Source organism: Granulicatella seriolae, from assembly GCF_024543085.1.
GTDB lineage: Bacteria > Bacillota > Bacilli > Lactobacillales > Aerococcaceae > Granulicatella > Granulicatella seriolae.
Genome location: NZ_JANHNZ010000002.1, coordinates 78,544 through 102,697 on the forward strand (window position 1 = coordinate 78,544; position 24,154 = coordinate 102,697).

Consider the following 24,154-nt stretch of genomic DNA (forward strand, 5'->3'; position numbering starts at 1 on the left):
ACCACTCCGACTATTATAACAATCCAGAATGGTTTATTCAATCTATCCATCTGAAAAAAATACAAAAAAAATCAATATCTTGTGCTCAATTATTATTTCGAGCACAAGATATCGTTGATGATTTGCCTATTCAATTATTCGTAATTTTTGTAACAGTCATTAATCTTTAACAAAAATTCCTTTTTCTTCCAGCATGCGAAAGGTTTTTGGCCCCACTCCATGAAGAGCTGCAATTTCTTTTTTTGTCCACTTTTCTAAAATCTCTAGTGATGTAATGCCATTTGCCTCGAAGGCTCTTCTGGCCGGCTTTGATAAGATGGATAAAAATTCTTGGGTGCTATTATTATCTTTCATTGACTGCTCCTTAGTTTTTGAAAGAATGCAAAGGTGCCGGAATTCTACCGCCACGTTCCACTAACCAATGATTGTCGACATTGCTGACAGCTATAATAGGAGCTCTTCCTAGTAGTCCACCAAATTCTACCGTATCGCCGACATCCAGTCCGATTGCTGGAATAATTCTGACAGCCGTCGTTTTGTGGTTCATGATACCGATAGCCGATTCATCAGCAATCATTCCTGCAATTTGATTGGCAGAAGTTTGACCGGGCACAGCCACCATATCCAGACCAACTGAACAAATCGCCGTCATGGCCTCCAGTTTGTCAATCGTGATCGTTCCCTCATTAACAGCCTCAATCATACCAATATCTTCCGATACAGGAATAAATGAACCAGAAAGTCCACCCACATGGCTACAGGCCATAAGCCCACCTTTTTTGACTGCATCATTGAGAACTGCCAAGGCAGCAGTAGTTCCATGACCACCCACTCGTTCTAAACCAATTTCTTGCAGAATATAAGCAACAGAATCCCCCACTGCTGGAGTCGGTGCCAAGGCTAGATCCACAATACCAAATGGCACCCCTAACCTTTCAGAGGCCAAATTTCCAACCAATTGCCCCATTCTAGTAATCTTGAAGGCTGATTTTTTAATAGTTTCTGCAACAACATCAAATGGTTGACCCTTAACTTTTTCCAGCGCTCGTTTGACGACACCTGGGCCACTAATCCCAACATGGATCACACAGTCAGCTTCTTCAACGCCATGGAAACCACCTGCCATAAATGGGTTATCGCTAACCGCATTGGCAAAGACAACCAATTTTGCACAACCGAAACCATGTGAGTCAGCTGTTAGTTCTGCTGTTTGACGGATAACTCGTCCCATTTGGGCAACAGCATCCATATTAAGTCCAGCCTTGGTAGAACCGACATTGACTGAAGCACAGACCTTATTGGTTTGGCTCAAGGCTTGTGGAATGGACGCAATCAGTCGCTCATCCCCTTTGGTATAGCCCTTTTCCACTAAAGCAGAAAAGCCACCGATAAAATCAATCCCTAGAACTTCAGCAGCTCTATCTAAGGTTTCAGCATAAGCGACATAGTCCTCATCGTTTGACGCGCCTGCAACGACAGAAATTGGTGTCACAGTAACCCGCTTATTGACGATAGGGATCCCCAATCGTTCTTCAATCTCTTGAGCAACCGCCACTAAATCCTTGGCCTTAGTTGTAATTTTTTCATAAATCTTCTTACGTGCCTTTTCTCCATCGGCATCAATGCAGTCCAAGAGTGAAATCCCCATGGTAATGGTACGAATGTCTAAATTTTCTTCGGCAATCATCTTGATCGTTTCTAATATATTCTCCGTTCTCTCCATGACCAACCTCCTCTATAGGGTATGCATTGCAGCAAAAATTTCTTCTGATTGTACACGAATGGTGACAGCTTGCTTTACACCAACTTCATTCATAACCTCAATAATCTTACCCAAAGGTTGCTCAGAAGTAGCCAGATTTCCTAACAAAATCATCGTAAAAAAGTCTTCCATGATGGTTTGGGAAATGTCCATAATATCCACATTCAAGTCACTAAGCGCCGTTGAGACAGCCGCTACAATTCCCGGATGGTTCTTACCAGTTACTGATATAATTGCACGCATGTTTTCCACTCCTCATTCTTCATTTTAAATTTTTTACATAAAAGGATTATAAAAGCGACCTTGATTGGCCACATAACAAAGGATTAAAGCCAGAATCCAAGCCCCCGCAAGAACCAAGATCCCAACATCCACCCGCTTAAAGGGTGCTTGAACATACCAAGTTCGTTTCTTACCTTGTCCAAAGCGCCGCAACTCCATAGCATGACTAATGGTATCTATGTTTTCCAGACTAGTTAGAACTAGCGGCATAATTAAGCCCACTGTTCCCATTATCCGATCCTTTAATTTAGCTTTTCGAGACAGATCAAGTCCTCTTGCTTCTTGAGCTTGTCGAATTGTTCGAAATTGGGACTGAATGTCAGGAATATAACGCAAGGTCAAGGCAACAGAATAAGAAATTCGATAGGACAAACCAATATGATTCAGACTAGAAGCAAATTGACTTGGGTTGGTTGTCATAATAAAAACAATCGCAATCGGCACCGTAGCCAAATATTTCAAGAGTAGATTGCTCTCATAAAAAATTTGCTGCCAAGTGATACTGTAACGCCCCCACCCCTCAGCGATAACCCAGCGGCTACCGTATAAGGCAACACCATACTCAGGCTCAAAAATATAAACGGCGATTAAGTTTAGTAAGGTAAAAAAGGCAATGAATTTCAAAATAAAGGAAATCTCTCTATAATGAATATCTGCTAAATACAAAATAAAAAGAGAAGAGATAGTAATGGCTAACAATAATCTCGTGTCATAGGTCAGCATAACCACTGTCGTTATGACTAAAAAATAGATTAGTTTGCAAGTCGCATGGAGTCTATGAATGGGTGTATCTTTTTCCACATATCCTAAGACGTGTTGGCTCATGAACGGTTCACCTCACGATCAAAAGCAATAAATTTTTCAGTAAATTCAACTGGATCACTCAAGCCAAGTCTTTGGGCAAATTCAAAGAGACTGGTTACTTTTAGAGATGCTTGCTCAATCAAGGACAGATTTGTCAGTACCTTAACTGGACTAGTATCTGCAATAATTTGCCCATCCGTCATGACTAACGTTCGATTGGTATACTCCAACATGAGATGCATATCGTGCGTAATCATCACAACGGTAATGCCACTTTCATTGATTCGCTTCAGAAACTCCATCATTTCACGGTAATGAGCAAAATCCTGCCCAGCAGTTGGTTCGTCCAGGATAATAATTTGTGGATTTAAAACGAGGATAGAAGCAATGGTCACCCGTTTTTTCTGCCCATAACTCAGTGCCTTAATTGGCCAAGTGCGAAACGGATAAAGCCCACAGATTTTTAAAATGGCATGAACACGTTCTTCGATTTCTTGTTCTGGGACACCTCGATAACGCAAGCCTAGAGCAATCTCATCAAAGATTAGGTGCTGAGTAATCATTTCATTAGGGTTTTGCATGACATAGCCGATATGATCAGCCCTTTCTTTAATAGAAAGCTTGGAAAAGTCTTGTCCTTCCCATATCAGATGACCACTGTTTTCTTTTTCAAAGCCACAGATAACTTTAGAAAGAGTGGATTTACCGGCACCATTTTGCCCGACGATACTTATCATCTCTCCCTTATGAAGGGTTAGAGGGATATCTTTTAAGATTTGCTTGCCTGTTTTGCTGTAGGAAAAGTTTAGGTCCTCTATCTCTAAGAGTGGTTCAATAAAATGCCCTTGTCTTACTTGGGGTAAAGTTGATTGCCATGCCTGCATTTGCTCTTTTAGATAAGGTCCACCCACTTTTTTTAAACTGTCCAAATGTTCAACACTTTCCAAATCAACACCTGCATATTCCATAGCAGAGATATAAAGAGGTTGGCGAATCCCTAAGTCAGGCAGCAAACCATCACGCAATAATTCTTCCGGTTTGCTATCAGCAATCACACGTCCTTCAGAGAAGACTAAAACCCGATCAACTGGTGCAACAAGCACATCTTCTAAACGGTGTTCAATAATTAAAACTGTTGCTTTGGTTTGGCGATGCAAGTCATCAATTAATTCTATTGATTCTTGCCCAGAACGAGGGTCTAGATTGGCTAAGGGTTCATCAAACAAGAGAATACTGCCCTCATCAATTAAAACTCCCCCCATTGACACTCGCTGTTTTTGCCCTCCAGATAAATGGTAGGGTGAAGCTGTTAAATGGTCTTGTACATGTACTTTTTCAGCCCATTTATGGACTCTGCTTTGCATTTCTGGCAGAGCTATCTGTCCATTTTCCATGGAAAAAGCTAGGTCTTCTGCCACAGATAAGCCTACAAACTGGTGATCCGTATCTTGTAAAACCGTTCCAGTAGAATAAGATAGTTCAAAAATAGAAGAACTTTCCACCTGTTTGCCATCAACCACAACACTTCCGCTAATTTCACCTGGATAAGCATGGGGAATAAGTCCATTAATGGCATGAGCAAAAGTAGACTTCCCTGAGCCACTTGGTCCCAGAATCAAGACTTTCTCCCCGGGGTAGATGGAGAGAGAAATATTTTTTAACGTAGGTTCGGCTTGTGACGTATACCGAAATGAAAAATCATCAAATGTAATAATAGGAGCCTTATCCATTATCTCCCTCCTAGATTTAGTATAAAAAAGAAAGAATACCCTAAAAAGATATCCTTTCCTACTGTCTTAAGCATCTTTCTTCAAGGAACCAGACTGTACCTGTGTTTTGGTATAAGCCTTTAATAGCAAGGTTCCAATTAGACCAACTGATACAGCATTGCTAATCCCAGCTACCCAACCTTGAGTGAACACTTTTGAGGCTGGTTCGCTATAAATAAACACATCCAAGGCAGGAGCTAGCATGCCCCAGATAATGAGATTGGCTACTACTTGAACAATATTGAAGCGAACGGTTTCTTTCAAACCAAACTTGCCTTCACTTAAAGCTTTTTTATCAATGGTAAAGCCAAGAGCTAAGCCTAGGCATCCTGAACAGAAGACCCAGCTCAACCAAGCAGAACCATATTGCATAGTGTCGTTTAAAAAATGACCAATTAAGCCCGTCAACATAGCTGGTATAGGCCCAAAGATTCCCGCAAACAAAGCTAGGAAACCATAAGCCGTTTGAATATTTGTATTAGGTATCCCTGTTGGAATAACTGCAAAACGCATTAAAATCATTACAATAGCAGAACCAATTCCCACTGCTACAACATTTCTTACCGAATTATTTTTCATTCCTATTCCCCTTTTATTCAAAAATGATTTTTGGAGCTTTACGTACTTCAATTTTCCAATCAATTCCTGTTCCGATATGGTAGAGATTAGAAAATGAATCTTGGTTGACGGCTACGGCTAAGTTAACCAACGAATTAACATAAACCAAAGGCTCCCCAACATTTACATCCGCAAAGGAACGTGCATAAATCATAATATTTTGATAGACCTTCTTTTCCAAATGGTAAATGGAAACTTGAACATTATCTCCATCAGCAATACCTAATTGGCGTACCATTTGCAGAGGGATGTTGGTCCATAAAGAACCAAAACGAACATCTAAAATATCAATGCTGCCAACTAAAACCTTTCCGTCTAAGTAGGCATCCGTTATAGGTAATTTAACAATGGAGCTTTCATCAATCAGTGCACCAAGATCTTCAAAGGAAATTTCACCTGAAGCTAGTCGTGCTCCGTTATAGGCGTAAATATCTCTGCCGTGGAAAGTATGGCTCTCTTCCGAATGAGGTAAACGGCTAGTCACTTCGTCAATCAAGCGAACTTCTGCTAAGCCCTCACTATGAGCAAGGTGACTCAAGGAACCATTATCCGGCGTTATCACATATTGCCCAGACCTAGTTTTTGCAGCAATACTTCTTCGGTCAGAGCCCACACCTGGATCTACTACAGAGACAAAGACAGATTTCTTAGGCCAATAAGGCACTGTCTGAACCAAACGATAAGACGCTGCCCAAATATCATAAGGCGGAATATCATGAGTCAAATCTCTAACACGTAAGTCAGGATCAACCTGTGCTGCCACACCATACATGGCACTAACAGCTCCATCCACTAAACCAAAATCTGTTTGTAAAATCAAGGCATGCTTGTCAACCATTGGCTCACTCCTGTTCATGTGGATTGCAAAAATCAATTTGTCTCTTCACAATCTCACTGTTTTTTAATCTATGAGATGATTTTACCATGTTTTCATGGTTTTGCAAGATTCCAGTCATGCTTTTCACCTAGATTTCTTCACCAATTATCCTAACTTCTGGTTCTAATCTTACCCCATATAAATCAAAGATGGTCTTTTGGATAAAGGCAATCAGGTCTATATAATCCGTAGCACTGGCTTTATCAATATTGACAATAAATCCTGCATGTTTCATGGAGATTTGTGCTCCACCAATTTGTTTGCCTTGTATACCAGCGTCTTGAATTAATTTGCCAGTGAAATACCCCTCTGGACGTTTGAAGACAGAACCACAGGATGGGTATTCCAAAGGCTGCTTAGACACACGTAACTGAGTGAGCTCATCCATGCGGCTTTGAATGTCATCAATATTACCAAATCTCAAGTTAAAGCAGACTTCTATGACTAGATCACCGGATTCTTGAATCCGACTATGGCGATAGGAAAAATCCAAGTCTGAGCGGTAATAGCGTTTAAACTCGCCCTCTGGTGTAATCACCTCAACATATTCAATTACTTCTTCCACTTCACCACCGTAAGCACCAGCGTTCATGTAGACAGCTCCGCCCACACTGCCAGGAATTCCACAAGCAAATTCCAATCCAGTCAAATGGTGGTCTCTTGCCACTTGGGATGTGTGAATTAAAGCAACACCGCCATCCACGAAAATACGATTCTTCTCGACATGAATATCGGTCATCTCATTGAGCATAATGACGGCACCACGAATACCTCCATCACGGATAATGACATTGGATGCATTCCCTAGGATGGTTACAGGTATTTCTTGTTCTTTCAGCCACTCAAGAATGGACGCGGCTTCTAATTTTCTTTTGGGAAAGATTAAGAGTTCCGCTGGTCCACCTGTTTGTGTATAGGTGAAAGCAGAAAGTGAGCGGTCAAAATAGACCTTGGTTTCTGGAAAAGTTTCAACAAATTTCGATGTATACATAAAAACTCCATTCTATTCTAAAAATTCTTCTGGCAAAGTAAAGGACAAGAAGCCCTCACTAGCTTTAGCTGTGTCAATGCGATTGCAGATTAAATGGCTAAGCAAACTAGAATAGGGGGATACCGGATTTTCTCCACCCGTTTGAATAGCACTTAAAAAAGCTTGAACAATCGTAACAAAACCTCGTTTATAGAGCGTTGTTTCCCAAGAGCCAAAACGGTCCTCAATTCGGTCTGGGCCTTGATAAATAGTCAGTTCTGACAAATCTTGTAACGAATACGTCCCACCTGTTGACTGAACCTCGATGATTTCCCGGCGAGCACCGGAAGTTACATTCATAGACGCAATGGCCACTTCTTGCAAAGATTCTAAATAAACAGTCACTTGTTCTAACTGCTCTCTATCTTTCTTATAATAAAATGACCCTTTGACAGGTCGACCGTCCATTAGGTAAAGGGCTGTATCTAAAGGATGGATAAAGAGATCATACAGCTTAAAATGCATATCTGCTGCTTCGTCAATCGCATTCTTTTCAACAAGAATACGTTTCTTATCAGGAATTTTTTTCATTTCCTGAACCTTTGGCGCAAATCTGCGATTAAAACCTGCCATCAAAAAAGTATTGTTGGCTTTGGCAATTCGGTAAAGGGCTTCCGTTTGTTCATAGTCAGCTGTAATAGGTTTGTCTACGTAAACTGGAATACCTGCTTCCAGAATCTGTTTGACAATTCCAGCATGGGCAGCAGTTGCGACATGGACAAATACACCATCTAGTGGGAATTGTAAGAGTTCCTCAATGGTTTCGCAAGGAACAGCTCGACCGAATAGACTGGTGACTTTCTTTAAGTTTTCCTTATTCCGTGAACAAGGGTACCATTTAACCCCTTCAATTTCTCGCATTACTGGCAAATAAGCTTTTTGAGCAATATTTCCTAATCCTACTATTCCAATATTTAACATGAGTCTCCTCCATTCACTTGCCCGTTCGTCTGTATCATTTTACCACATACTACTAAAGTCTTCTATGGATAGCTGGTAAATTATAGGGATTGCGTTTTTATAAGTGGACGATTGTTTGTAGATAATGCTACACTAAATTTAATATCTTAAACTATTTCTCTTTAGGAGGCAAATCATGAAAACCTGTGTGATGTTATATGTTAGCAATGTAGAAGAAAGTGCTGAGTTTTGGCTGAAATATTTTGATTTTAGTTTTAAAGAATCTTTTGACCTTGGTGAAACGAAGTCAATTGTTATTTCTGATGGGCAAAGTTTTTCCATGCAATTCTTTCAAATAGACTTTATTAAAGTTGTATCTCCGATGGTTTCCTTAGAAACTCCTTCAATCATGTTTACAGTTGATGACTTTGAGGCTTTGCGTCAAAAGTTATTGGCTGATGGATTTTTTGTTGGCGAAGTACAACAGCAAGGAGCTACATCCGTTTGTAACTTTCAAGATAATGAAGGGCGTTATTTTGCTATGTCTAGTCAAGGGTAGTTATTATTAGCGAAACTGGTCTCCTACTTTTAAGTCCTACCAAAGATACTGGAGAATTGAACACAATCAGTAAAAACTCTTTTTAATTCTCGTATGCAACTGCCAGTTGACGAATTGAAATGCCCCAGTTGGTAGTATGCTACCGCCTCGTTTCCTATAATGAAAGTATCAAAAGAAGGAGGTAAGACTTATGATATTCGCAGATAAATTAATACAGCTTAGGAAGAAGAACGGTTGGTCACAAGAGGAACTGGGTGAATTAATGAACGTCAGTCGGCAGGCAGTTTCTAAATGGGAGGCAGCTCAATCCATCCCCGATTTGGAAAGAATTATCAAATTATCCCACTTGTTTGGTGTCTCTACAGATTATTTATTAAAAGATAGCCTAGAAGAATATGATGGTAATGAGCATTCTCTTGAAGAAAATCCCATTCGAAAAGTATCCGTTGAAGAAGCCAATACCTTTCTGACTATCAAAGAGGAAACTTCCAAACAGATAGCCCTAGCAACCTATCTTAGCATTCTCTCTCCAATTGGCTTATTCCTTTTACTGGGAGCTAACCAAGAAAAACAATGGAATATCAGTGAGAATCTGGCTGTTGGATTGGGCTTGATGCTGATGCTTGCCTTAGTTGTGGTGGCAGTTATCCTATTTATCTCAAGTGGCTTCAAAAGCTCAAAATTCAATTTTCTAGAAAGTGAGATTGTTGAACTTACCTATGGCGTTGAAGGAATTGTCAAAGCAAAACAAGAAGCGTTCAGACCCACTTACCAAAAATTAAATATTATTGGAACCGTGCTCTGCATTGTAGCTATCTTCCCTTTATTTATAGGAATCATGATGGATGACGGAAACTCATTTCTCATTCTATCTATGCTTAGCCTACTTTTGCTCATCCTAGGAATCGGGGTCATGCTCTTCATCCGAGCAGGCATCATCTGGACAAGCTACGAAAAACTACTGCAAGTTGGCGACTATTCCATCGAAAACAAAAAATCTTCTATAAACGAAGAAACTCTGGCTATCATTTATTGGCCTTTTGTTACAGCTATCTATATAGGTTATAGTTTTCTAACAAATGACTGGACAACTAGTTGGATTGTCTGGGTAGTGGCTGGACTACTATACCCAGTCATTGTCCAAGTCCTTCGCTCCTTTAAGAAAAGATCTGCTAAACACTCCTAAAAATTAAAACAAGTGAGACTGGGCAATAAGTCCATGCTGCTATACAAACAAAAGAGTTTTGCGAAAATCTTATCAGAAATGACGGTGTAAAGCATAGCTGACGCACAGTGGATGTTTCGGCTTCAGCCGATTTACAGCCACGTAGACAGCTAAGCCAGTGAGACCTAGACTCACGGCGGTGCCACCTTTCTCATTTCTGATAAGATTTTCGCAAAACTCTTTTGTGATTTAAATATAAACATGAGTCATTATGGACTTTTTGCCCAACCTCTTTACAATTACGTAGATAGCTACTTGGCTCACGATGGTTCCACCGCTTTTATTGCCAACAGATGGGCTAGAGACTCACTCATCCCCAATCATTCTTCATTTAAAAATCCTTCACACATCTAAAGCCACAATTACTTGAGCTGGAGTTTGCAACACTTTTGTTTCGTGCACTTACTCGGTATCGATTGCAATAACTATGATGGCACAAGAAGGAACCCCCTCGAATAGCATAAACATCTTGGTCAAAGACTTTATATTTTTGCCATAAGACTTTCCCATTGGTATGCGTGAAATCACTCAAATCCATTTTAGCAGGGTTTGAACACCATTCCCAGACATTGCCAATCATTTGGTAGAGCCCGAAAGCATTGGCCTCATATTCCTTTACCGGTGCTGTACCTAAATAGCCATCTGCCAAAGAATTTTCATTAGGAAAATCACCTTGCCAAGTATTGGCATGATAGCTCCCACCTTCAACTAGGTCTTGTCCCCAAGGATAACGTGTCACCGAGCCAGCCCTTGCTGCATATTCCCACTCGGCTTCACTAGGCAAACGCAGCCCCGCCCAATCACAATAGGCCAAGGCATCATTGCGTGAGACGTGGACAACAGGATGATTCATTCGCCCAGCAAGAGTTGATTCTGGACCTTCTGGCTGATTCCATTTTGCTCCCGGAACCATTAACCACCAAGGAAACTCAGGATTTTTGTAATAATGACCTCTATCCTTTTCCTCCACCAGCAAATGAAATACCATGCTCCAACCAAATTGCTCTGCTTCAGTCACATAGCCAGTTTCCTCAATGAATGTCGCAAACTCCTGATTGGTCACTGGTGTCTCAGCCATAGAAAATGACGGAATCAAGACCGGAACTTGAGGTCCTTCTTTATCCAACAAATAACCTTCTTCAAACGCATCTCCCATAAAAAACATGCCGGCTTTTATATCTATCATCAGTACTACCTCTACATATGCTTAATGTATAAGCAGACCATTTGTGCGGATTTTTTGCCTGCAGTCACGATAAATTGGTCGAAACTAACTGCCGACTCACCACTCTCAGGAATATCTGAGATCGCCCGAATGACTAAGAAAGGAACTTTAAAGGTATAACAGGTTTGTGCAATGGCTGCACCTTCCATTTCTGTGGCTAATACATCTGGAAAATGTCTTAGAATTGCCTGTCTTGGTGCTTCAGTATGGATAAAGGCATCGGCTGAAACGATTAAGCCAACATGTGCTTGAAGTCCAACTTCTTTAGCCGCTTCAAGAGCTCCATCTAAAAATTTATGACTAGTCTCAAATCTCGCTGGAAGACCAGGCAATTGTCCATAATCATAATTAAACCCCGTCACATCTACATCACTGTAAGCCAGATTATTGGCAATAACTACGTCCCCAATTTTCAATCCCTTACCCAATCCCCCTGCAGACCCTGTATTAATAACAAAGTCCACTTTAAAATGGTGGATTAAAAGTGTGGTGGCAATAGCTGACATAACTTTACCAATACCAGATTGCACTAAGACGACCCGTTTGCCTGCTAACTGACCTGCAACAAAAGTCCAACCAGCAATCTCAACTTCACCAGAAATATGCATCCTTTCCAATAAATAATGCTTCTCCTCTTCCATTGCAGCTACAATACCAATTTTCATCATCTCATCCTTTCTCAAACTGTAGTTCAATAATGTTCATTTTTTCTTAGAGCTAGACAAGAACTCTGAGTAACAATATTTTTAAAACTATAAAAGAGTCTCTAGCAGCTGAGTCAAAAATGACAGTGTAAAGCATAGCTGACGCACAGTGGATGTTTCGGCTTCAGCCGATTACAGCTACGTAGGTAGGTAAGTCGTGAGACCAAGGCTCACGGCGGTGCCATCGTTTTCATTTATGATTCAGTTGCTAGAGACTCGTGTATAGAAAGAAAAACATCTCATCTTCTAGTCCTCTTAAATCATTAAAGCCATACGATAAACATCCCAATACTTATTCCCATCAAAGAGTACTCCTTTTAAAGTACCTTCCATTTCAAAACCAAACGATTTGTATAAGTGGATGGCAACCTCATTATCCAACCGCACATCCAATTCAATCCGCCGCAAGATTTTACCCTCTTTAGCCCAATAAAGTAGCTCATCCATAAGGTATTTACCAATACCAAAACCCCAGTAATCCTTATGTACAGAAATACCTAACTCTCCCACATGCATCAACCGTTCTCTAGGCGAAGCGGAAATGTTGCCTAGACCAACAATCTTATCGCCATCAAAAGCTACTAACATGATTTGGTTATCACTTTCTTGCATACTTTCTAAAAACATAGCTTCTTGCTCAACCGTTAAATCTACGCCTTCAGCTCCATAGGTAAGGTTATCCGTTTGACCACCAATCTCCTTGGTAAAGTCAATAATCTTTTCAGCATCCTTGGCTTGCGCCTCTTCCAGATGTATTGAGACCGATTCATTCTTCTCTTTACTCATCTCTTTCATCTTCCTTCTGGCTTGTGACTTGAAGTTGATTCTGTATATTATCTAACCATTTTTGATACGCTAAACCACTTGGAAAGAGCTCAATTCGTCTAGCTTCCAAATACTTATCTGTTGCTGCTTCGTCACTGTTCAATTTGTGAAATTGGATAAGAAGAAAGTCCTCAGGAAGTTGGTCCTCAATAAACTTTGCCCACTCAATCACGGTGAGGCCTTGTCCTAAAATATATTCTTCTAAGCCTAAGTCATCTGAGCCGGCCACTTCTAGGCGATACATATCCATATGATACAAGGGCAAACGACCATCTTGATACTCACGAATTAAGGTATAAGTGGGACTTTTGATTATTCTGGAGATCCCTAATCCTTTAGCGATGCCCTTAGTAAAAGTCGTCTTGCCTGCCCCTAATTCCCCTTCTAACAAAAACAGTGCTCCAGGAAACGCCTGTTCAGCAAGTATTTCAGCCAATTCTAATGTTTGAGCTTCATTTTCTATTAAAATGCTTATCTTATCCATAAACGTATGCTCCTTTTTTGACTGAACTTACTCATTTGGCAAGCTGGCCGCTTGAAATTGACCTAGTAACTGAACGTATTTGGCGTACTGGTTTAATTGTTCTAGCAAATCTGCTACAGAATCTTTTTCAGCATCAAAGCTGGCTTCAATAAAGAATCCATAAGAAAAAGATTGATTAGCGATTGGTCTAGCGTTCAAACTTAGAAGGTTGGCCTCGAACTTTTCAAATTGTAGCAAAAGTTTGGTTAAGGAACCTGGTTCATGCGAGGTTTCCACATAAAAGGACAACTTATTGCCACTAGTTTTTTGAGGTCGTCCCTTTTCCAAAACATAAAACCGTGTTGTATTATCCATTTCTGTTTGAATATGTTCTTGCAAGACTTCTAGTTGATAAAGTTGACCAGCACGTGCACTGGCAAGCGCAGCTATAGTTGGATCTTGTTCGTCTTTGACAAACAAAGCTGCATTAGCTGTGTCGTCATAGGCAACAGCTTCCATCCAAGGGTGCTCCTCGAAAAAAGAAATGCACTGGGTGAGGGCTTCTGGATGGGATAAAACTTTACCAATCCGTTCAATGGAACTTCCTCGAATGCCCAATAAGGTATGACGAATCGGCACAAAAATTTCTTTGACAGCAAAAACATCCTGATGTCGGAACAAGTCCATGGTGCGAGCAATAATCCCAGTTGTAGAATTTTCAACTGGTATCACAATCTGGTCGACACTACCATTTAACAAGTCGTCCACTAAATGCTTAAAGGTCGAATAGCCAACTATGGTTAAGGATGCCGACTCTCTTTCTAAGCCTTCTATATATCGATTGGTTGCCTCTTCACTATAGGCTCCTGGTATTCCCTGATAAGCTATTTTCAAGTCATCACCTCATCGTAAATTTTTTTATAAAAAATAGTGAGTGCCCGATTAAGGACTACTCACTATTATACCATCTAATTCAAAATTCGCATTAGGAATTCTTTGGTTCGTTCTTCTTTTGGATCATTAAAAATAACTTCTGGTGTGCCTTCCTCGGCAATCAATCCTTTGTCCATGAAGATAACTCGGTCACTAACTTCTCTGGCAAATTCCATCTCATGAGTTACCACAACCATGGTCAAGCCTGACTTAGCTAGTTTTTTCATTGTCTCCAAGACTTCACCTACCATCTCTGGGTCAAGTGCTGAAGTCGGTTCATCGAACAGCAATACATCTGGTTGCATAGTTAAAGCACGAGCGATTGCCACACGTTGTTTCTGACCACCGGACAATTGCTTTGGCTTGGCATTAATGTAGGAAGCCATTCCAACTGTCTCCAAATATTCCTTGGCTAACTTCTCAGCGCTATCTTTGGATTTTTTCAAGACTTTAACTGGGCCAACCGTACAATTTTCTAAAACATTCAAGTTGTTGAAGAGATTAAACTGTTGGAAAACCATACCTAAATGGCTACGGTAATCATAAATATTTTGTTTTTCACCAAGAATGTTTTCGCCTCGGTAAAAAATATCGCCACTAGTTGGCTTTTCTAACAAATTAATACAGCGTAGGAGAGTTGATTTTCCTGAGCCTGATGACCCAATAATGGTCACTACCTCACCACTTTTAACTGTAAAAGAAATATCTTTTAGTACTTCATTTTTCCCAAACCATTTGCTCAAGTTACGAATCTCTAAAATATTAGTCATCTCAACCACCTATCCTTTTCGCAACAGTCTTTTGTACATTAGCCATGGAATTTGACCCCATAGGATCCGATTTTATCAGATCATAGCTATCTGGGCCATCCAAATGACTTTCTAAACGGCGTAGGATTCTGGTAATGGTAAAGGTCATGATAAAGTAGATGATTAGGGTGACAAAGAAGGTCTCAAAGTACCTAAAGTTCGTTCCGGCCACCGTTTTTGTCGCAAAGTACAATTCAGAAACTGAAATAACGTTCAATACAGACGTATCTTTAATATTGATAACAAATTCGTTTCCTGTAGCTGGTAATATATTTCGAATAACTTGAGGAAAAATGACATTTAACATAGTTTGTGTATGGGTCATACCAATTGCTTGGGCAGCTTCAAATTGTCCTTTATCAATGGACAAAATACCTCCACGAACAATTTCTGCCATATAGGCACCAGTGTTAATAGAGATGATAAAAATGGCTGCAAAAGTACGATTCATGTCAATACCAAATGCCATTGCGGACCCGTAATAGATAACCATGGCTTGCACAATCATCGGTGTTCCTCTGAAAAACTCTGTATAACAGGATAATAAGAAATTAACTGTTTTCAAGAAGCGGCGTTTCCATGTTTGTTCAGGCATGGGAATAGTTTTAATCATTCCTATTAGAAGTCCAATTCCCGTTCCAATCAGGGTACCGATAACGGAAATGTAAAGCGTAATCCAAGCCCCTTCTAAAAACATTTGCCAATTTTCTTGTATGATTTTAATTATCCATTCTAAACTCATTAATACACCATCATCTTTCTACTGAGCTGCAGGTTGATTTTTCACTGCATCTGTCATTAATTGTAATCGTTCTTCATCAGAAATTTTCGCTAGAGCTTCGTTAACTTTTTCTGTTAATGGACTATCTTTCTTTAGACCGATTGCAATATCTGTATCCTCTGCACTGGTTTGGAAACCATTTGTCAATTCAACCATGACATAGTTAGGGTCAGCTGCATGTGCACTTTCTCCTTCAGGCTTCTCAGAAACATAGGCATCAATCGTACCTGCTTGTAAGGCTACACGCATAGCAGGGAAGTTATCCATAGCTGGTTGTTTTTCTACATCAGGGATTTGGTCAATCACACTATAATGGAATGTATTCAACTGACCTGTCACTTTAGCCCCTGAAAAATCAGCCAGGCTAGTTGCATTTTCATATTTGCTGCCTTTTTTAACAATCATAACCAATTGAGATTGGTAATACGGAGCAGAAAAATCAATAGTTTGTTTTCGTTCTGCAGTTGGGCTCATCCCAGCAATAATACCATCAATCTTGCCTGATAGTAGGGCCGGTGTTAAGCCATCCCATTCCGTTTTAACGATGACTAATTTTTTACCTAGAGAAGCTGCGACTTTTTTCGCAATTTCTACGTCATAACCACCAGCATACTCACTGGTTCCTTCAATTGGAACAGCACCATTAGCATCTGTGGATTGTGACCAGTTGAAAGGCGGGTATCCCGCTTCCATACCAATTGTGAATGTGTCTGAATTCTCCCCACTTGGTGAACTAGAATTCCCGCAAGCAACTAAGAAAACAGCCGCAAGGAGTGACAATAAGACTACTAAGTTTTTACTTTTTCTCATTTTTATACCTCATTTCTTTTTTCTTAATTACTAGTTACATTCTAAAATCCTACCATACGTATTTATTGCAAGCAAGGAAAAATGTGAATTTAATGAAATTTCTTTGATATAATTATAAGAGAACTGCTTAGATAAAGCAAACGTCCTAAATATGTGTAGACAAAAAATACATTAGTCTGCTCTTGTTAATAGAAAATTAGCTAAGATCAACAAACTATTTTGCTTAATGTATTCGGGCTGGAGGAAAAATCCTTACTAAATAAAATATGTTTCAAGACACAAACAAGCCTCAAAATAGGCTGTCAGAAATTAAAATGGTGGCACCGCTGTGAGCCTTGGTCTCACAGCGGTGCCACTGTTTCGATTTCTGATATATTTCTCGGGAACTCTTTTGTGATTTAGAAATAGATAGCATTCTTTACGAACTTTTTACCTAATCCCATTTCTTACCCGATTAAGACTTGATTCGCAGTAATGATAGCCAATTTGTAGACATCTTCTTCGTTACTTCCGCGAGATAGGTCAGAGATTGGTTTGTTCAAGCCTTGTAAGATTGGTCCAATAGCTTCAAAACCACCAAACCGTTGTGCAATCTTATAGCCAATGTTCCCTGATTGAATTTCTGGGAAAACAAAGACAGTTGCTCGACCAGCTACCTTTGATTCAGGAGATTTTTGTTTGGCCACTGCTGGAACAAAGGCAGCATCAAATTGCAATTCTCCGTCAATATTGTATTGGGGAGCTAATTCTTGTGCAATACGTGTTGCTTCAACAACCTTATCTACTTCTGGAGAAGCTGCTGAACCTTTTGTAGAGAAACTTAACATAGCTACATTTGGTTCAATACCAAACATCTCAGCAGTTTTAGCAGATTCTACAGCAATTTCAGCTAATTCTTGTGCATTTGGATTCACATTGATCGCACAGTCAGAGAAGAGGTATTTTTCACGCATGTTGTTGTGAATCATGATGAAAGCACCACTTGTACGAGAAACACCTGGTTTGGTTTTAATAATTTGTAAAGCAGGACGAACTGTATCTCCTGTAGAGTGAACAGCACCAGATACTAAGCCATCTGCTAAGCCCATATAGACTAGCATAGTTCCAAAATAGGTTTCCTCACGTAATAAGGTTTGAGCTTGCTCTTTGGTAGCCTTACCCTTACGGCGTTCTACAAAACTTTCCACCATTTGATCGAACGCATCGTAGTCATTAGGGTCAATGATTGTGATGTCATGTAGATTAAACCCACGACTTTTGGCAGCTTCTTTAATTTCCTTTACATTCCCTAATAGAATAGGTTGGCATAAGTCTTCAGCTAATAATCTTACCGCAGCTCCCAAAATACGAGGCTCTGTTCCTTCTGGAAATACAATTCTAATCTTTTTACCGCTAATTTTTTTTGATAGTCCTTCAAATAGTTCCACTGATATCCCTCCAAATTTAGATTACATAACTATGATACACCATTTATCTAAAAAAAAACAGTCTTTCTCTAGGTAAACTATTAGCAAATTCAATAATAGACAATAAAAAAACACTTTATGAAAATAATGACATTTCCATAAAGTGAAACAGTTTTTCATCATCTGTTAGAACAGTTTGCTAGTAATTATTGTAAGGTTGAGAAATCCCAAATATCCGTCACCAATCCCTCATAAAATTCTGGTTCATGGCAGACCATTAGGATACTTCCCTTGTATTCTGTCAAGGCACGTTTTAATTCGTCCTTAGCATCTACGTCCAAATGATTGGTTGGTTCATCAAGGATTAAGACATTTGACTCCTCATTCATCAATTTGCACAGACGAACCTTGGCTTGTTCTCCACCAGATAGAACTTGAATTTGAGACTCAATATGCTTGGTCGTCAGGCCACATCTTGCCAATGCCGCCCTAACTTCTGCTTGTGTCATAGATGGAAAGGTATCCCAAACCTCTTCTAAAGCAGACTTGCGGTTACCAGCTGGAGATTCTTGTTCAAAATAACCAATATCTAGATAATCACCACGAACTACTTGCCCGTCAAGCGCATCGATTAGACCTAAAAGGCTTTTCAAGAGGGTTGTTTTCCCAATTCCGTTAGCCCCTACGATAGCAATTTTTTGATTGCGTTCCATTTCAAGGTTAACAGCCTTGGTCAAGGGATTGTCATACCCGATAACCAGGTCCTCAGCTTGGAAAATATATCTTCCCGGAGCACGTGAAACTTTGAAGCCGAAGCTAGGTTTTGGTTTTTCACTGCTTAATTCAATCATATCCATCTTATCTAGTTTTTTCTGCCTTGACATGGCCATGTTTCGTGTTGCAACTCTAGCCTTATTTCGATTAACAAAGTCCTTTAAATCAGCAATTTCCTTTTGTTGGCGGTTGTAGGCCGCTTCTAATTGTGAGCGTTTCATGGCATAAACTTCTTGGAACTGCTCATAATCCCCCACATAACGATTCAATTGGAAATTATCCACATGATAAATCAAATTGACAACACTGTTTAAAAATGGAATGTCATGTGAGATGAGGATAAAGGCATTTTCATAGTCCTGTAAATATCTCTTGAGCCACTCAATGTGTTCGCTGTCCAAATAGTTGGTCGGTTCATCCAGCAAGAGGATATCTGGTTTTTCCAATAAGAGTTTTGCTAGTAGCACTTTTGTTCGTTGTCCACCACTAAGTTCAGACACATCTGTATCCATCCCGTAAGCGGCCACTCCCAAAGCTCTGGCTACCTCATCAATCTTGCTATCAAGAATATAAAAGTCATGAGCTTCTAAGCGGTCTTGGAGCTCCCCTACTTCTTCCAAGAGCTCATTCATTGTATCTGGATCTGCTTCCCCCATTTCCATATACAGCTCATTGATACGAGCTTCGGTCACAAACAAATCATCAAAGGCTTTTTGCAAGGCTCCTCTAACCGTCGTTCCCTTGTCTAGCACGGTATGTTGGTCTAAATAACCTGCTTTTACATTCTTGGACCATTCAATTTTACCTTCATCTGGTAACATTTGGCCTGTTACAACCTTCATGAAAGTTGACTTTCCTTCTCCGTTGGCGCCAATCAGTCCGATGTGCTCTCCCTTTAGGAGTCGGAAACTAACATCATTAAAGATTAAACGGTCGCCAAAACCGTGGTTTAACTTTTCTACATTTAATATACTCATATTAATCCTTTCTTATCTAGTCTATCATTTCTTTTTGGTTAAATTGTGCTTGGTAAAGGTCATAATAGAGACCCTGATTGGCCATTAATTCTTGATGGCTACCATCTTCCAAAATACCATTTTCCGTCACGACAATAATCCGATCCGCATGTTGGATGGTCGCTAAACGATGGGCAATAATTAAAGAAGTTCGCCCTTGTGCTAAGTCATCTAGGGACTGTTGTATAAAGCGTTCTGTTTGTGTATCAAGTGCACTAGTTGCCTCATCCAAAATTAATATAGATGGATTTTTAAGGAATATTCGTGCAATGGACAAGCGTTGCTTTTGCCCACCAGATAATTTTACACCCCGTTGGCCGATGTAAGTATCCACCCCATCTGGCAAATCATTGATAACTTCCTTTAATTTAGCGCGCTCAATAGCTAGGTCTACTTCCTCATCGGTGGCATCTAAGCGACCATAGAGTACATTTTCTCGAATAGTACCATTAAAAAGAAAGACATCTTGTTGCACAACACCAATTTCTTGTCTTAGGGATTGTAGCGTGTATTTTCTGATATCAACACCATCTATAAGAATAGCACCAACATTGGCTTCATAAAACCTCGGCAATAAATTTACTAAGGTAGATTTACCTACTCCAGAAGGCCCAACAAAGGCCACAGTCTGCCCAGCCTGAATGGACAAATTAATGTGCTCCAAGACAGGACGACCATCTTCATAACCAAAGGAAACATCTTGGTAGGTAATATTCCCCTGAAAATTAGGTGCTTCTACCGCATCAGCTCCATCAACAATACTAGATTCCTGCCTCATAATCTCTAGGAAACGTTGGAAACCAGCAAAGCCTTTTGGATAAAGCTCAATCATGGCATTCATCCGCTCAATTGGGCGAACAAAGACATTTGCCAAAAGGATATATGCTACTAATTCTCCTGCTGTCATCTGACCCTTGATCGTAAAATAGGCGCCTAAAACAAGGGTAAATAAATTTATAAGGCGCATCATCACGTAATTAAAGGAAGAACTAGTCCCCATCGTATTGTAAAAATCCAATTTATTGCTGCGGTACTCTTGAATCAAGTCCTCAAACAAACGATTTTCATGTTCTTCATTAGCAAAGGCCTGTACCACACGCATTCCACTAAGTACATTTTCTAATCCAGAAGAATAGTTGGCTAGCCCCTTGTATATATTTTTATTGATTTGTGACATACGACGATTGAAAAAAATTAAAGCAATGGCTAGAAGCGGTACTAAAATCACCGTCGCTATTGCCAATGCCGGCTGCATTTGATACATGAGCAGAAATGATCCAAGCAAGGTCATGATAGCAATAAACACTTCTTCTGGACCATGATGAGCCAACTCACTAATATCAAACAAATCACCAGACAGACGGCTCATCAATTCTCCCGTTTTAACATTGTCAAAGTAAGAGAAGGATTGTTTTTGAATGTGTTGAAAGAGGTCTCTTCTCATGTCCGTTTCGATATTGATTCCCAAGCGATGCCCCAAGGTAACCACAATATAGTTGAGCCCCATAGTCAACAAGTACAAGAGCAACAAACCCAATGCCAATAAAATAATCATAGGAAAATCCTCATGAGGCAAGATACTATCAATTATGTAATTAACAATCAAGGGAAAAGCCAATTCTAAAAGGGCTACAATCACAGCGCAGCCAAAATCAATTAAGAACAACTTGCGGTATGGTTTATAATAATGAATAAATTTTTTTAACATAAGAGCTCCTAACCATTTTCTTTCTGTTCTATCTGTGTCATAAAAGCATTGATGTCTTTTTGAGAAGTCAGCTCAATCCATTTTTCAGGATATGTTTGTTGTAGAGACTTGTAATGGTCTTTAATCATTGGCGTACGTCCATCTTTAAGAATCCATTTCATAAAGGTCCAATCCAACTTCTCTATACAGTCATCAGCCATATCCGAACGTGTTTTACCATGGAAGCTTATATACCTTTTTATAGCACGAGGCAAAGCTCTATAGACAGGAAAATTCATGAAAATGATCATGTCTGCCTCCTCTAGCCTTTCTGCTTGGAAGAATTTTCGGTAATTCCCATCAATGACCCAAGAATCTTGCGACATAAACTCCTTAACCATGGCTTGCCCTTCTTCAAGTGGGCGGTCCTGCCAGTTAGCCGTAAATTGTATGGTATCCAGATGAAGTAAAGGAAGTTGATAAGTTTGGGCCAACCATTTGGCTAAAGTAGATTTACCTGAGGCACTAAAACCTAAGAGAGCAATTTTCATATCTGAACCTCCTCCAAAGCCTATAATGAACTGTCTGACCCAGTATATCAAATTTCAACTAGAAAATGAATGAAAGACAATCAAAAAACCACCCCATCTGGAAAATGGAGCGGTTTAGTAGCTGATTGCTAAGTACAAGTATTCTTCGTTAACAAATCAGACTGTCTTGGCCGATAAATAGTTTACTTATCACCTATTGCTTATACTACAGAATTCCCAGATAAGTGTCAGAAATAAAAACGGTGGCACCGCCGTAAGCCTTGGTCTCACGGCTTAGCTGTCTACGTGACTGTAATTCGACTAAAGTCGAAACAGTCACCGTGCACCAGCTATGCTTTTCACCGTTATTTCTGACACTTATCTGGGAATTCTTTCGTAATTAAAATTTGATTTTATTAATGAGAAGGATTATCCAAACATTAATCAATCAAGCTAAACTATTTAAAGGCTCTGCTTTTTTGATAATGACGATACAGACCAATCACAAGGTTACAAAACACACTGGCAACCACAATAGGCATATAGACAAAGTAAATGGAAAACCCTACTGAGGACTCAGGAATCAAATTGAGTGCTCTTGAACCAAGTAAAATAAGAATCGCTAAGGCATTGATTAGTAAAGGTGATAACCAAAGTTTTTTTACCGCGCGATTAATCATCAAAGTTGCAGCAATGGACAGTCCCATATAAAAAATACCATAGTAGAACCAACCAATGATTAATTGCCCTAGACTCATAATACCCACCCCTTTGTATCTGTACTTTACTAACCAACACTAGTTAGCAAACATTATTTTTCTTTATGAATAGCCTTAATGAAACGGTTTGTGATTTCTAAGGGTCTAGTGATAGCTCCTCCCACAACAACACAATGAACGCCTAAATCCATGGCTTTTCTAGCTTGCTCTGGTGTATGAATTTTCCCTTCAGCAATAATCGGAATCGTAAGATTGGTGACTAGCTCTTGCATCAACTCAAAATCAGGCCCATCCTTTTGAATGGAATAATCCGTATAGCCACTTAGCGTTGATCCGACACAATCCACTCCTGCTTCTTGGGCATTTATCCCTTCTTCCAAAGTAGATATATCTGCCATTAAACGAATATCTGGATATTTTTCTTTTACTTTAGCAATGAATTGGTTAATGGTCAAGCCATCTCCTCTAGGACGCATGGTAGCATCAAGAGCAATAATATCGCTACCCGCCTCTACCAGTGCATCAATCTCATCCATGGTCACAGTAATATATTGTTCATAATCAGGGTATGATTTTTTGATAATACCAATGACCGGCAAATCTACTGTTTCTTTTATTTGACGAATATCTTCGACACCTTGAGCACGAATTCCAACAGCACCCGCTTCAAGAGCTGCCTTAGCCATTAAATTCATAACTCCTCCCTCTTGTTTGAAAAGAGGTTCTCCGGGTAATGCTTGGCAAGAGACAATTAGCCCCCCTTTTAGATGCTCAAACATTTCTTCTTTCTTCATTACCGTACTCATCATCCTTTCACCGCCCCAACTGTTACTCCTTGTGTAAAGAAGCTTTGGAATAGTAAGAAGACTGTTATCATTGGAAGGGAAGCTAAAAGCGCACCAGCCATCAATAAACCGTAATTCAATGAGTATTCTGCTGATTGGGCCATGGAAGCAAGTCCCAGTGGTAAAGTTTTCATGGTTTCTGTATTGGTGAATACAAGTTGAGTGAAGTAATCATTCCAGCTAGCAATAAAGGTAAAGATAGCCAAAGCCCCAATTCCCGGTTTAACAATCGGTAAGACAATATGCCAGAACTTCTTCAACTCGCCACAGCCATCAATATCGGCTGATTCTAACAGTTCAGTTGGTACAGAATGAGAAAATTGTTTCATCAAGAAAATCCCAAACGGCCACCCAATCGCTGGAATAATCAAAGCTTGATAAGTATCCATCCAGCCCAACTCTGTGATAAAACGAAGTAAAGGGATTAGAATAACCTGTTTTGGCAAAGCCATTGCTGCAACAAAAATTGTAAAGATAAGGGTCACACCTGGAAACCGTTTTTTAGCCAAGGCATATCCCGCTAGAGAAGCAGTCGTACAAACCAACAAAGTCGTCATCAAGGAGACAAATACTGAGTTAAAGAACCAACGACCAGTTAACGGTTGCAATAATTCTTCGTAATTGGCCAAGGTTGGGTTCATCGGAAACCACTCTGGTGGAATGGCGATGGCAACGTCTTGTAACTTAAACGAGCCACTGGCAATCCAATAAAAAGGAAAAATAAAGAAGATTGTTAGAGCAGCTAAGATAATCATTGAGATAATATTAAAGGCTCCAAATTTTTTAAATTTCATATCTGCC

Annotated in this window: 24 protein-coding genes and 1 pseudogene; 2 read left to right on the forward strand and 23 right to left on the reverse strand. The window is 39.8% G+C overall.

The window, feature by feature from the left end; translation table 11 throughout:
• Window positions 1–159 precede the first annotated feature (159 nt).
• The 9 genes from NPA36_RS02600 to NPA36_RS02640 all read right to left on the reverse strand — a co-directional run bounded on the left by NPA36_RS02600 (window position 160) and on the right by NPA36_RS02640 (window position 8,063).
• Window positions 160–354 carry a helix-hairpin-helix domain-containing protein gene (locus tag NPA36_RS02600; protein ID WP_256944547.1) on the reverse strand — a complete coding sequence of 65 codons (195 nt, stop codon included), beginning with the start codon at window positions 352–354 and terminating at the stop codon, window positions 160–162.
• Between the two features lie 10 nt (window positions 355–364).
• Window positions 365–1,723 (reverse strand): PFL family protein, encoded by a 1,359-nt coding sequence (locus NPA36_RS02605; RefSeq protein ID WP_256944548.1) that lies wholly within the window; start codon window positions 1,721–1,723, stop codon window positions 365–367.
• A 12-nt stretch (window positions 1,724–1,735) separates the two neighbouring features.
• Window positions 1,736–2,005: an ACT domain-containing protein gene (locus NPA36_RS02610; RefSeq protein ID WP_256944549.1), complete on the reverse strand. Its 270-nt coding sequence runs from the start codon at window positions 2,003–2,005 to the stop codon at window positions 1,736–1,738.
• A gap of 33 nt (window positions 2,006–2,038) precedes the next feature.
• The gene (locus tag NPA36_RS02615) at window positions 2,039–2,869 is read right to left on the reverse strand and encodes an energy-coupling factor transporter transmembrane component T family protein (RefSeq protein ID WP_256944550.1); all 831 of its coding nucleotides are present in this window, start codon (window positions 2,867–2,869) and stop codon (window positions 2,039–2,041) included.
• Window positions 2,866–4,578 (reverse strand): ABC transporter ATP-binding protein, encoded by a 1,713-nt coding sequence (locus tag NPA36_RS02620; RefSeq protein WP_256944551.1) that lies wholly within the window; start codon window positions 4,576–4,578, stop codon window positions 2,866–2,868. The genes NPA36_RS02615 and NPA36_RS02620 overlap by 4 nt, the downstream gene beginning before the upstream one ends.
• A 66-nt stretch (window positions 4,579–4,644) precedes the next feature.
• The gene (locus tag NPA36_RS02625) at window positions 4,645–5,196 is read right to left on the reverse strand and encodes an ECF-type riboflavin transporter substrate-binding protein (protein ID WP_256944552.1); all 552 of its coding nucleotides are present in this window, start codon (window positions 5,194–5,196) and stop codon (window positions 4,645–4,647) included.
• A gap of 13 nt (window positions 5,197–5,209) precedes the next feature.
• On the reverse strand, window positions 5,210–6,073 hold the full coding sequence (locus NPA36_RS02630) for an SAM hydrolase/SAM-dependent halogenase family protein (RefSeq protein WP_256944553.1): 864 nt from the start codon (window positions 6,071–6,073) through the stop codon (window positions 5,210–5,212).
• 127 nt (window positions 6,074–6,200) lie between these two features.
• Complete coding sequence (gene murB / locus NPA36_RS02635) at window positions 6,201–7,103, reverse strand: UDP-N-acetylmuramate dehydrogenase (protein ID WP_256944554.1); 903 nt, start codon at window positions 7,101–7,103, stop codon at window positions 6,201–6,203.
• 12 nt (window positions 7,104–7,115) lie between these two features.
• Window positions 7,116–8,063 carry a Gfo/Idh/MocA family protein gene (locus NPA36_RS02640; RefSeq protein ID WP_256944555.1) on the reverse strand — a complete coding sequence of 316 codons (948 nt, stop codon included), beginning with the start codon at window positions 8,061–8,063 and terminating at the stop codon, window positions 7,116–7,118.
• Between the two features lie 175 nt (window positions 8,064–8,238).
• Between NPA36_RS02640 and NPA36_RS02645 the strand changes: the two genes are divergently transcribed.
• Window positions 8,239–8,601 carry a VOC family protein gene (locus NPA36_RS02645; RefSeq protein ID WP_256944556.1) on the forward strand — a complete coding sequence of 121 codons (363 nt, stop codon included), beginning with the start codon at window positions 8,239–8,241 and terminating at the stop codon, window positions 8,599–8,601.
• A gap of 190 nt (window positions 8,602–8,791) precedes the next feature.
• On the forward strand, window positions 8,792–9,787 hold the full coding sequence (locus NPA36_RS02650; protein WP_256944557.1) for a helix-turn-helix domain-containing protein: 996 nt from the start codon (window positions 8,792–8,794) through the stop codon (window positions 9,785–9,787).
• Window positions 9,788–10,157: 370 nt separating this feature from the next.
• Here NPA36_RS02650 and NPA36_RS02655 read toward each other — a convergent pair whose 3' ends face one another.
• From NPA36_RS02655 to NPA36_RS02720, 14 genes and pseudogenes are all read right to left on the reverse strand, one after another.
• Window positions 10,158–11,012: a formylglycine-generating enzyme family protein gene (locus NPA36_RS02655; protein ID WP_256944558.1), complete on the reverse strand. Its 855-nt coding sequence runs from the start codon at window positions 11,010–11,012 to the stop codon at window positions 10,158–10,160.
• A gap of 11 nt (window positions 11,013–11,023) precedes the next feature.
• Complete coding sequence (locus NPA36_RS02660) at window positions 11,024–11,716, reverse strand: 5'-methylthioadenosine/adenosylhomocysteine nucleosidase (protein WP_256944559.1); 693 nt, start codon at window positions 11,714–11,716, stop codon at window positions 11,024–11,026.
• A 294-nt stretch (window positions 11,717–12,010) separates the two neighbouring features.
• Window positions 12,011–12,541, reverse strand: coding sequence for a GNAT family N-acetyltransferase (locus NPA36_RS02665; protein WP_256944560.1), 531 nt, complete (start codon window positions 12,539–12,541; stop codon window positions 12,011–12,013).
• Window positions 12,534–13,055 carry a tRNA (adenosine(37)-N6)-threonylcarbamoyltransferase complex ATPase subunit type 1 TsaE gene (tsaE, locus tag NPA36_RS02670; RefSeq protein ID WP_407932772.1) on the reverse strand — a complete coding sequence of 174 codons (522 nt, stop codon included), beginning with the start codon at window positions 13,053–13,055 and terminating at the stop codon, window positions 12,534–12,536. Before tsaE ends, NPA36_RS02665 begins: the two co-directional genes overlap by 8 nt.
• 36 nt (window positions 13,056–13,091) lie before the next feature.
• Window positions 13,092–13,937, reverse strand: coding sequence for a prephenate dehydratase (locus NPA36_RS02675; RefSeq protein WP_256944562.1), 846 nt, complete (start codon window positions 13,935–13,937; stop codon window positions 13,092–13,094).
• Between the two features lie 74 nt (window positions 13,938–14,011).
• Window positions 14,012–14,746 (reverse strand): amino acid ABC transporter ATP-binding protein, encoded by a 735-nt coding sequence (locus tag NPA36_RS02680; protein WP_269076733.1) that lies wholly within the window; start codon window positions 14,744–14,746, stop codon window positions 14,012–14,014.
• Window position 14,747: 1 nt separating this feature from the next.
• Window positions 14,748–16,376 (reverse strand): annotated as a pseudogene (locus NPA36_RS02685) (ABC transporter permease subunit).
• A 446-nt stretch (window positions 16,377–16,822) separates the two neighbouring features.
• Entirely contained in the window at window positions 16,823–17,803 is a 981-nt protein-coding gene (gene pta / locus NPA36_RS02690; protein WP_256944563.1) for a phosphate acetyltransferase, read from the reverse strand.
• Between the two features lie 185 nt (window positions 17,804–17,988).
• A complete protein-coding gene (locus NPA36_RS02695; RefSeq protein WP_256944564.1) occupies window positions 17,989–19,533 on the reverse strand; it encodes an ABC-F family ATP-binding cassette domain-containing protein in 1,545 nt (514 codons plus the stop codon).
• Between the two features lie 16 nt (window positions 19,534–19,549).
• Complete coding sequence (locus NPA36_RS02700; protein ID WP_256944565.1) at window positions 19,550–21,280, reverse strand: ABC transporter ATP-binding protein; 1,731 nt, start codon at window positions 21,278–21,280, stop codon at window positions 19,550–19,552.
• 8 nt (window positions 21,281–21,288) lie between these two features.
• Window positions 21,289–21,810: a DNA topology modulation protein gene (locus NPA36_RS02705; RefSeq protein ID WP_256944566.1), complete on the reverse strand. Its 522-nt coding sequence runs from the start codon at window positions 21,808–21,810 to the stop codon at window positions 21,289–21,291.
• 437 nt (window positions 21,811–22,247) lie between these two features.
• Window positions 22,248–22,547, reverse strand: coding sequence for a hypothetical protein (locus tag NPA36_RS02710; protein WP_256944567.1), 300 nt, complete (start codon window positions 22,545–22,547; stop codon window positions 22,248–22,250).
• 53 nt (window positions 22,548–22,600) lie between these two features.
• Window positions 22,601–23,302 (reverse strand): N-acetylmannosamine-6-phosphate 2-epimerase, encoded by a 702-nt coding sequence (locus tag NPA36_RS02715; protein ID WP_256944568.1) that lies wholly within the window; start codon window positions 23,300–23,302, stop codon window positions 22,601–22,603.
• Between the two features lie 11 nt (window positions 23,303–23,313).
• A complete protein-coding gene (locus NPA36_RS02720) occupies window positions 23,314–24,147 on the reverse strand; it encodes a carbohydrate ABC transporter permease (protein WP_256944569.1) in 834 nt (277 codons plus the stop codon).
• Window positions 24,148–24,154 lie beyond the last annotated feature (7 nt).

Bases quoted from the DNA above. Each gene is read 5' to 3' on its own strand.
- murB (WP_256944554.1), bottom strand. From the start codon at position 7,103: ATGTATACATCGAAATTTGTTGAAACTTTTCCAGAAACCAAGGTCTAT.
- NPA36_RS02710 (WP_256944567.1), bottom strand. From the start codon at position 22,547: ATGAGTCTAGGGCAATTAATCATTGGTTGGTTCTACTATGGTATTTTT.
- NPA36_RS02605 (WP_256944548.1), bottom strand. From the start codon at position 1,723: ATGGAGAGAACGGAGAATATATTAGAAACGATCAAGATGATTGCCGAA.
- NPA36_RS02660 (WP_256944559.1), bottom strand. From the start codon at position 11,716: ATGAAAATTGGTATTGTAGCTGCAATGGAAGAGGAGAAGCATTATTTA.
- NPA36_RS02630 (WP_256944553.1), bottom strand. From the start codon at position 6,073: ATGGTTGACAAGCATGCCTTGATTTTACAAACAGATTTTGGTTTAGTG.
- NPA36_RS02720 (WP_256944569.1), bottom strand. From the start codon at position 24,147: ATGAAATTTAAAAAATTTGGAGCCTTTAATATTATCTCAATGATTATC.
- NPA36_RS02615 (WP_256944550.1), bottom strand. From the start codon at position 2,869: ATGAGCCAACACGTCTTAGGATATGTGGAAAAAGATACACCCATTCAT.
- NPA36_RS02655 (WP_256944558.1), bottom strand. From the start codon at position 11,012: ATGATAGATATAAAAGCCGGCATGTTTTTTATGGGAGATGCGTTTGAA.
- NPA36_RS02705 (WP_256944566.1), bottom strand. From the start codon at position 21,810: ATGAAAATTGCTCTCTTAGGTTTTAGTGCCTCAGGTAAATCTACTTTA.
- NPA36_RS02700 (WP_256944565.1), bottom strand. From the start codon at position 21,280: ATGTTAAAAAAATTTATTCATTATTATAAACCATACCGCAAGTTGTTC.
- NPA36_RS02600 (WP_256944547.1), bottom strand. From the start codon at position 354: ATGAAAGATAATAATAGCACCCAAGAATTTTTATCCATCTTATCAAAG.
- NPA36_RS02620 (WP_256944551.1), bottom strand. From the start codon at position 4,578: ATGGATAAGGCTCCTATTATTACATTTGATGATTTTTCATTTCGGTAT.
- NPA36_RS02640 (WP_256944555.1), bottom strand. From the start codon at position 8,063: ATGTTAAATATTGGAATAGTAGGATTAGGAAATATTGCTCAAAAAGCT.
- NPA36_RS02695 (WP_256944564.1), bottom strand. From the start codon at position 19,533: ATGAGTATATTAAATGTAGAAAAGTTAAACCACGGTTTTGGCGACCGT.
- NPA36_RS02610 (WP_256944549.1), bottom strand. From the start codon at position 2,005: ATGCGTGCAATTATATCAGTAACTGGTAAGAACCATCCGGGAATTGTA.
- NPA36_RS02715 (WP_256944568.1), bottom strand. From the start codon at position 23,302: ATGAAGAAAGAAGAAATGTTTGAGCATCTAAAAGGGGGGCTAATTGTC.
- NPA36_RS02665 (WP_256944560.1), bottom strand. From the start codon at position 12,541: ATGAGTAAAGAGAAGAATGAATCGGTCTCAATACATCTGGAAGAGGCG.
- NPA36_RS02680 (WP_269076733.1), bottom strand. From the start codon at position 14,746: ATGACTAATATTTTAGAGATTCGTAACTTGAGCAAATGGTTTGGGAAA.
- NPA36_RS02650 (WP_256944557.1), top strand. From the start codon at position 8,792: ATGATATTCGCAGATAAATTAATACAGCTTAGGAAGAAGAACGGTTGG.
- NPA36_RS02645 (WP_256944556.1), top strand. From the start codon at position 8,239: ATGAAAACCTGTGTGATGTTATATGTTAGCAATGTAGAAGAAAGTGCT.
- NPA36_RS02625 (WP_256944552.1), bottom strand. From the start codon at position 5,196: ATGAAAAATAATTCGGTAAGAAATGTTGTAGCAGTGGGAATTGGTTCT.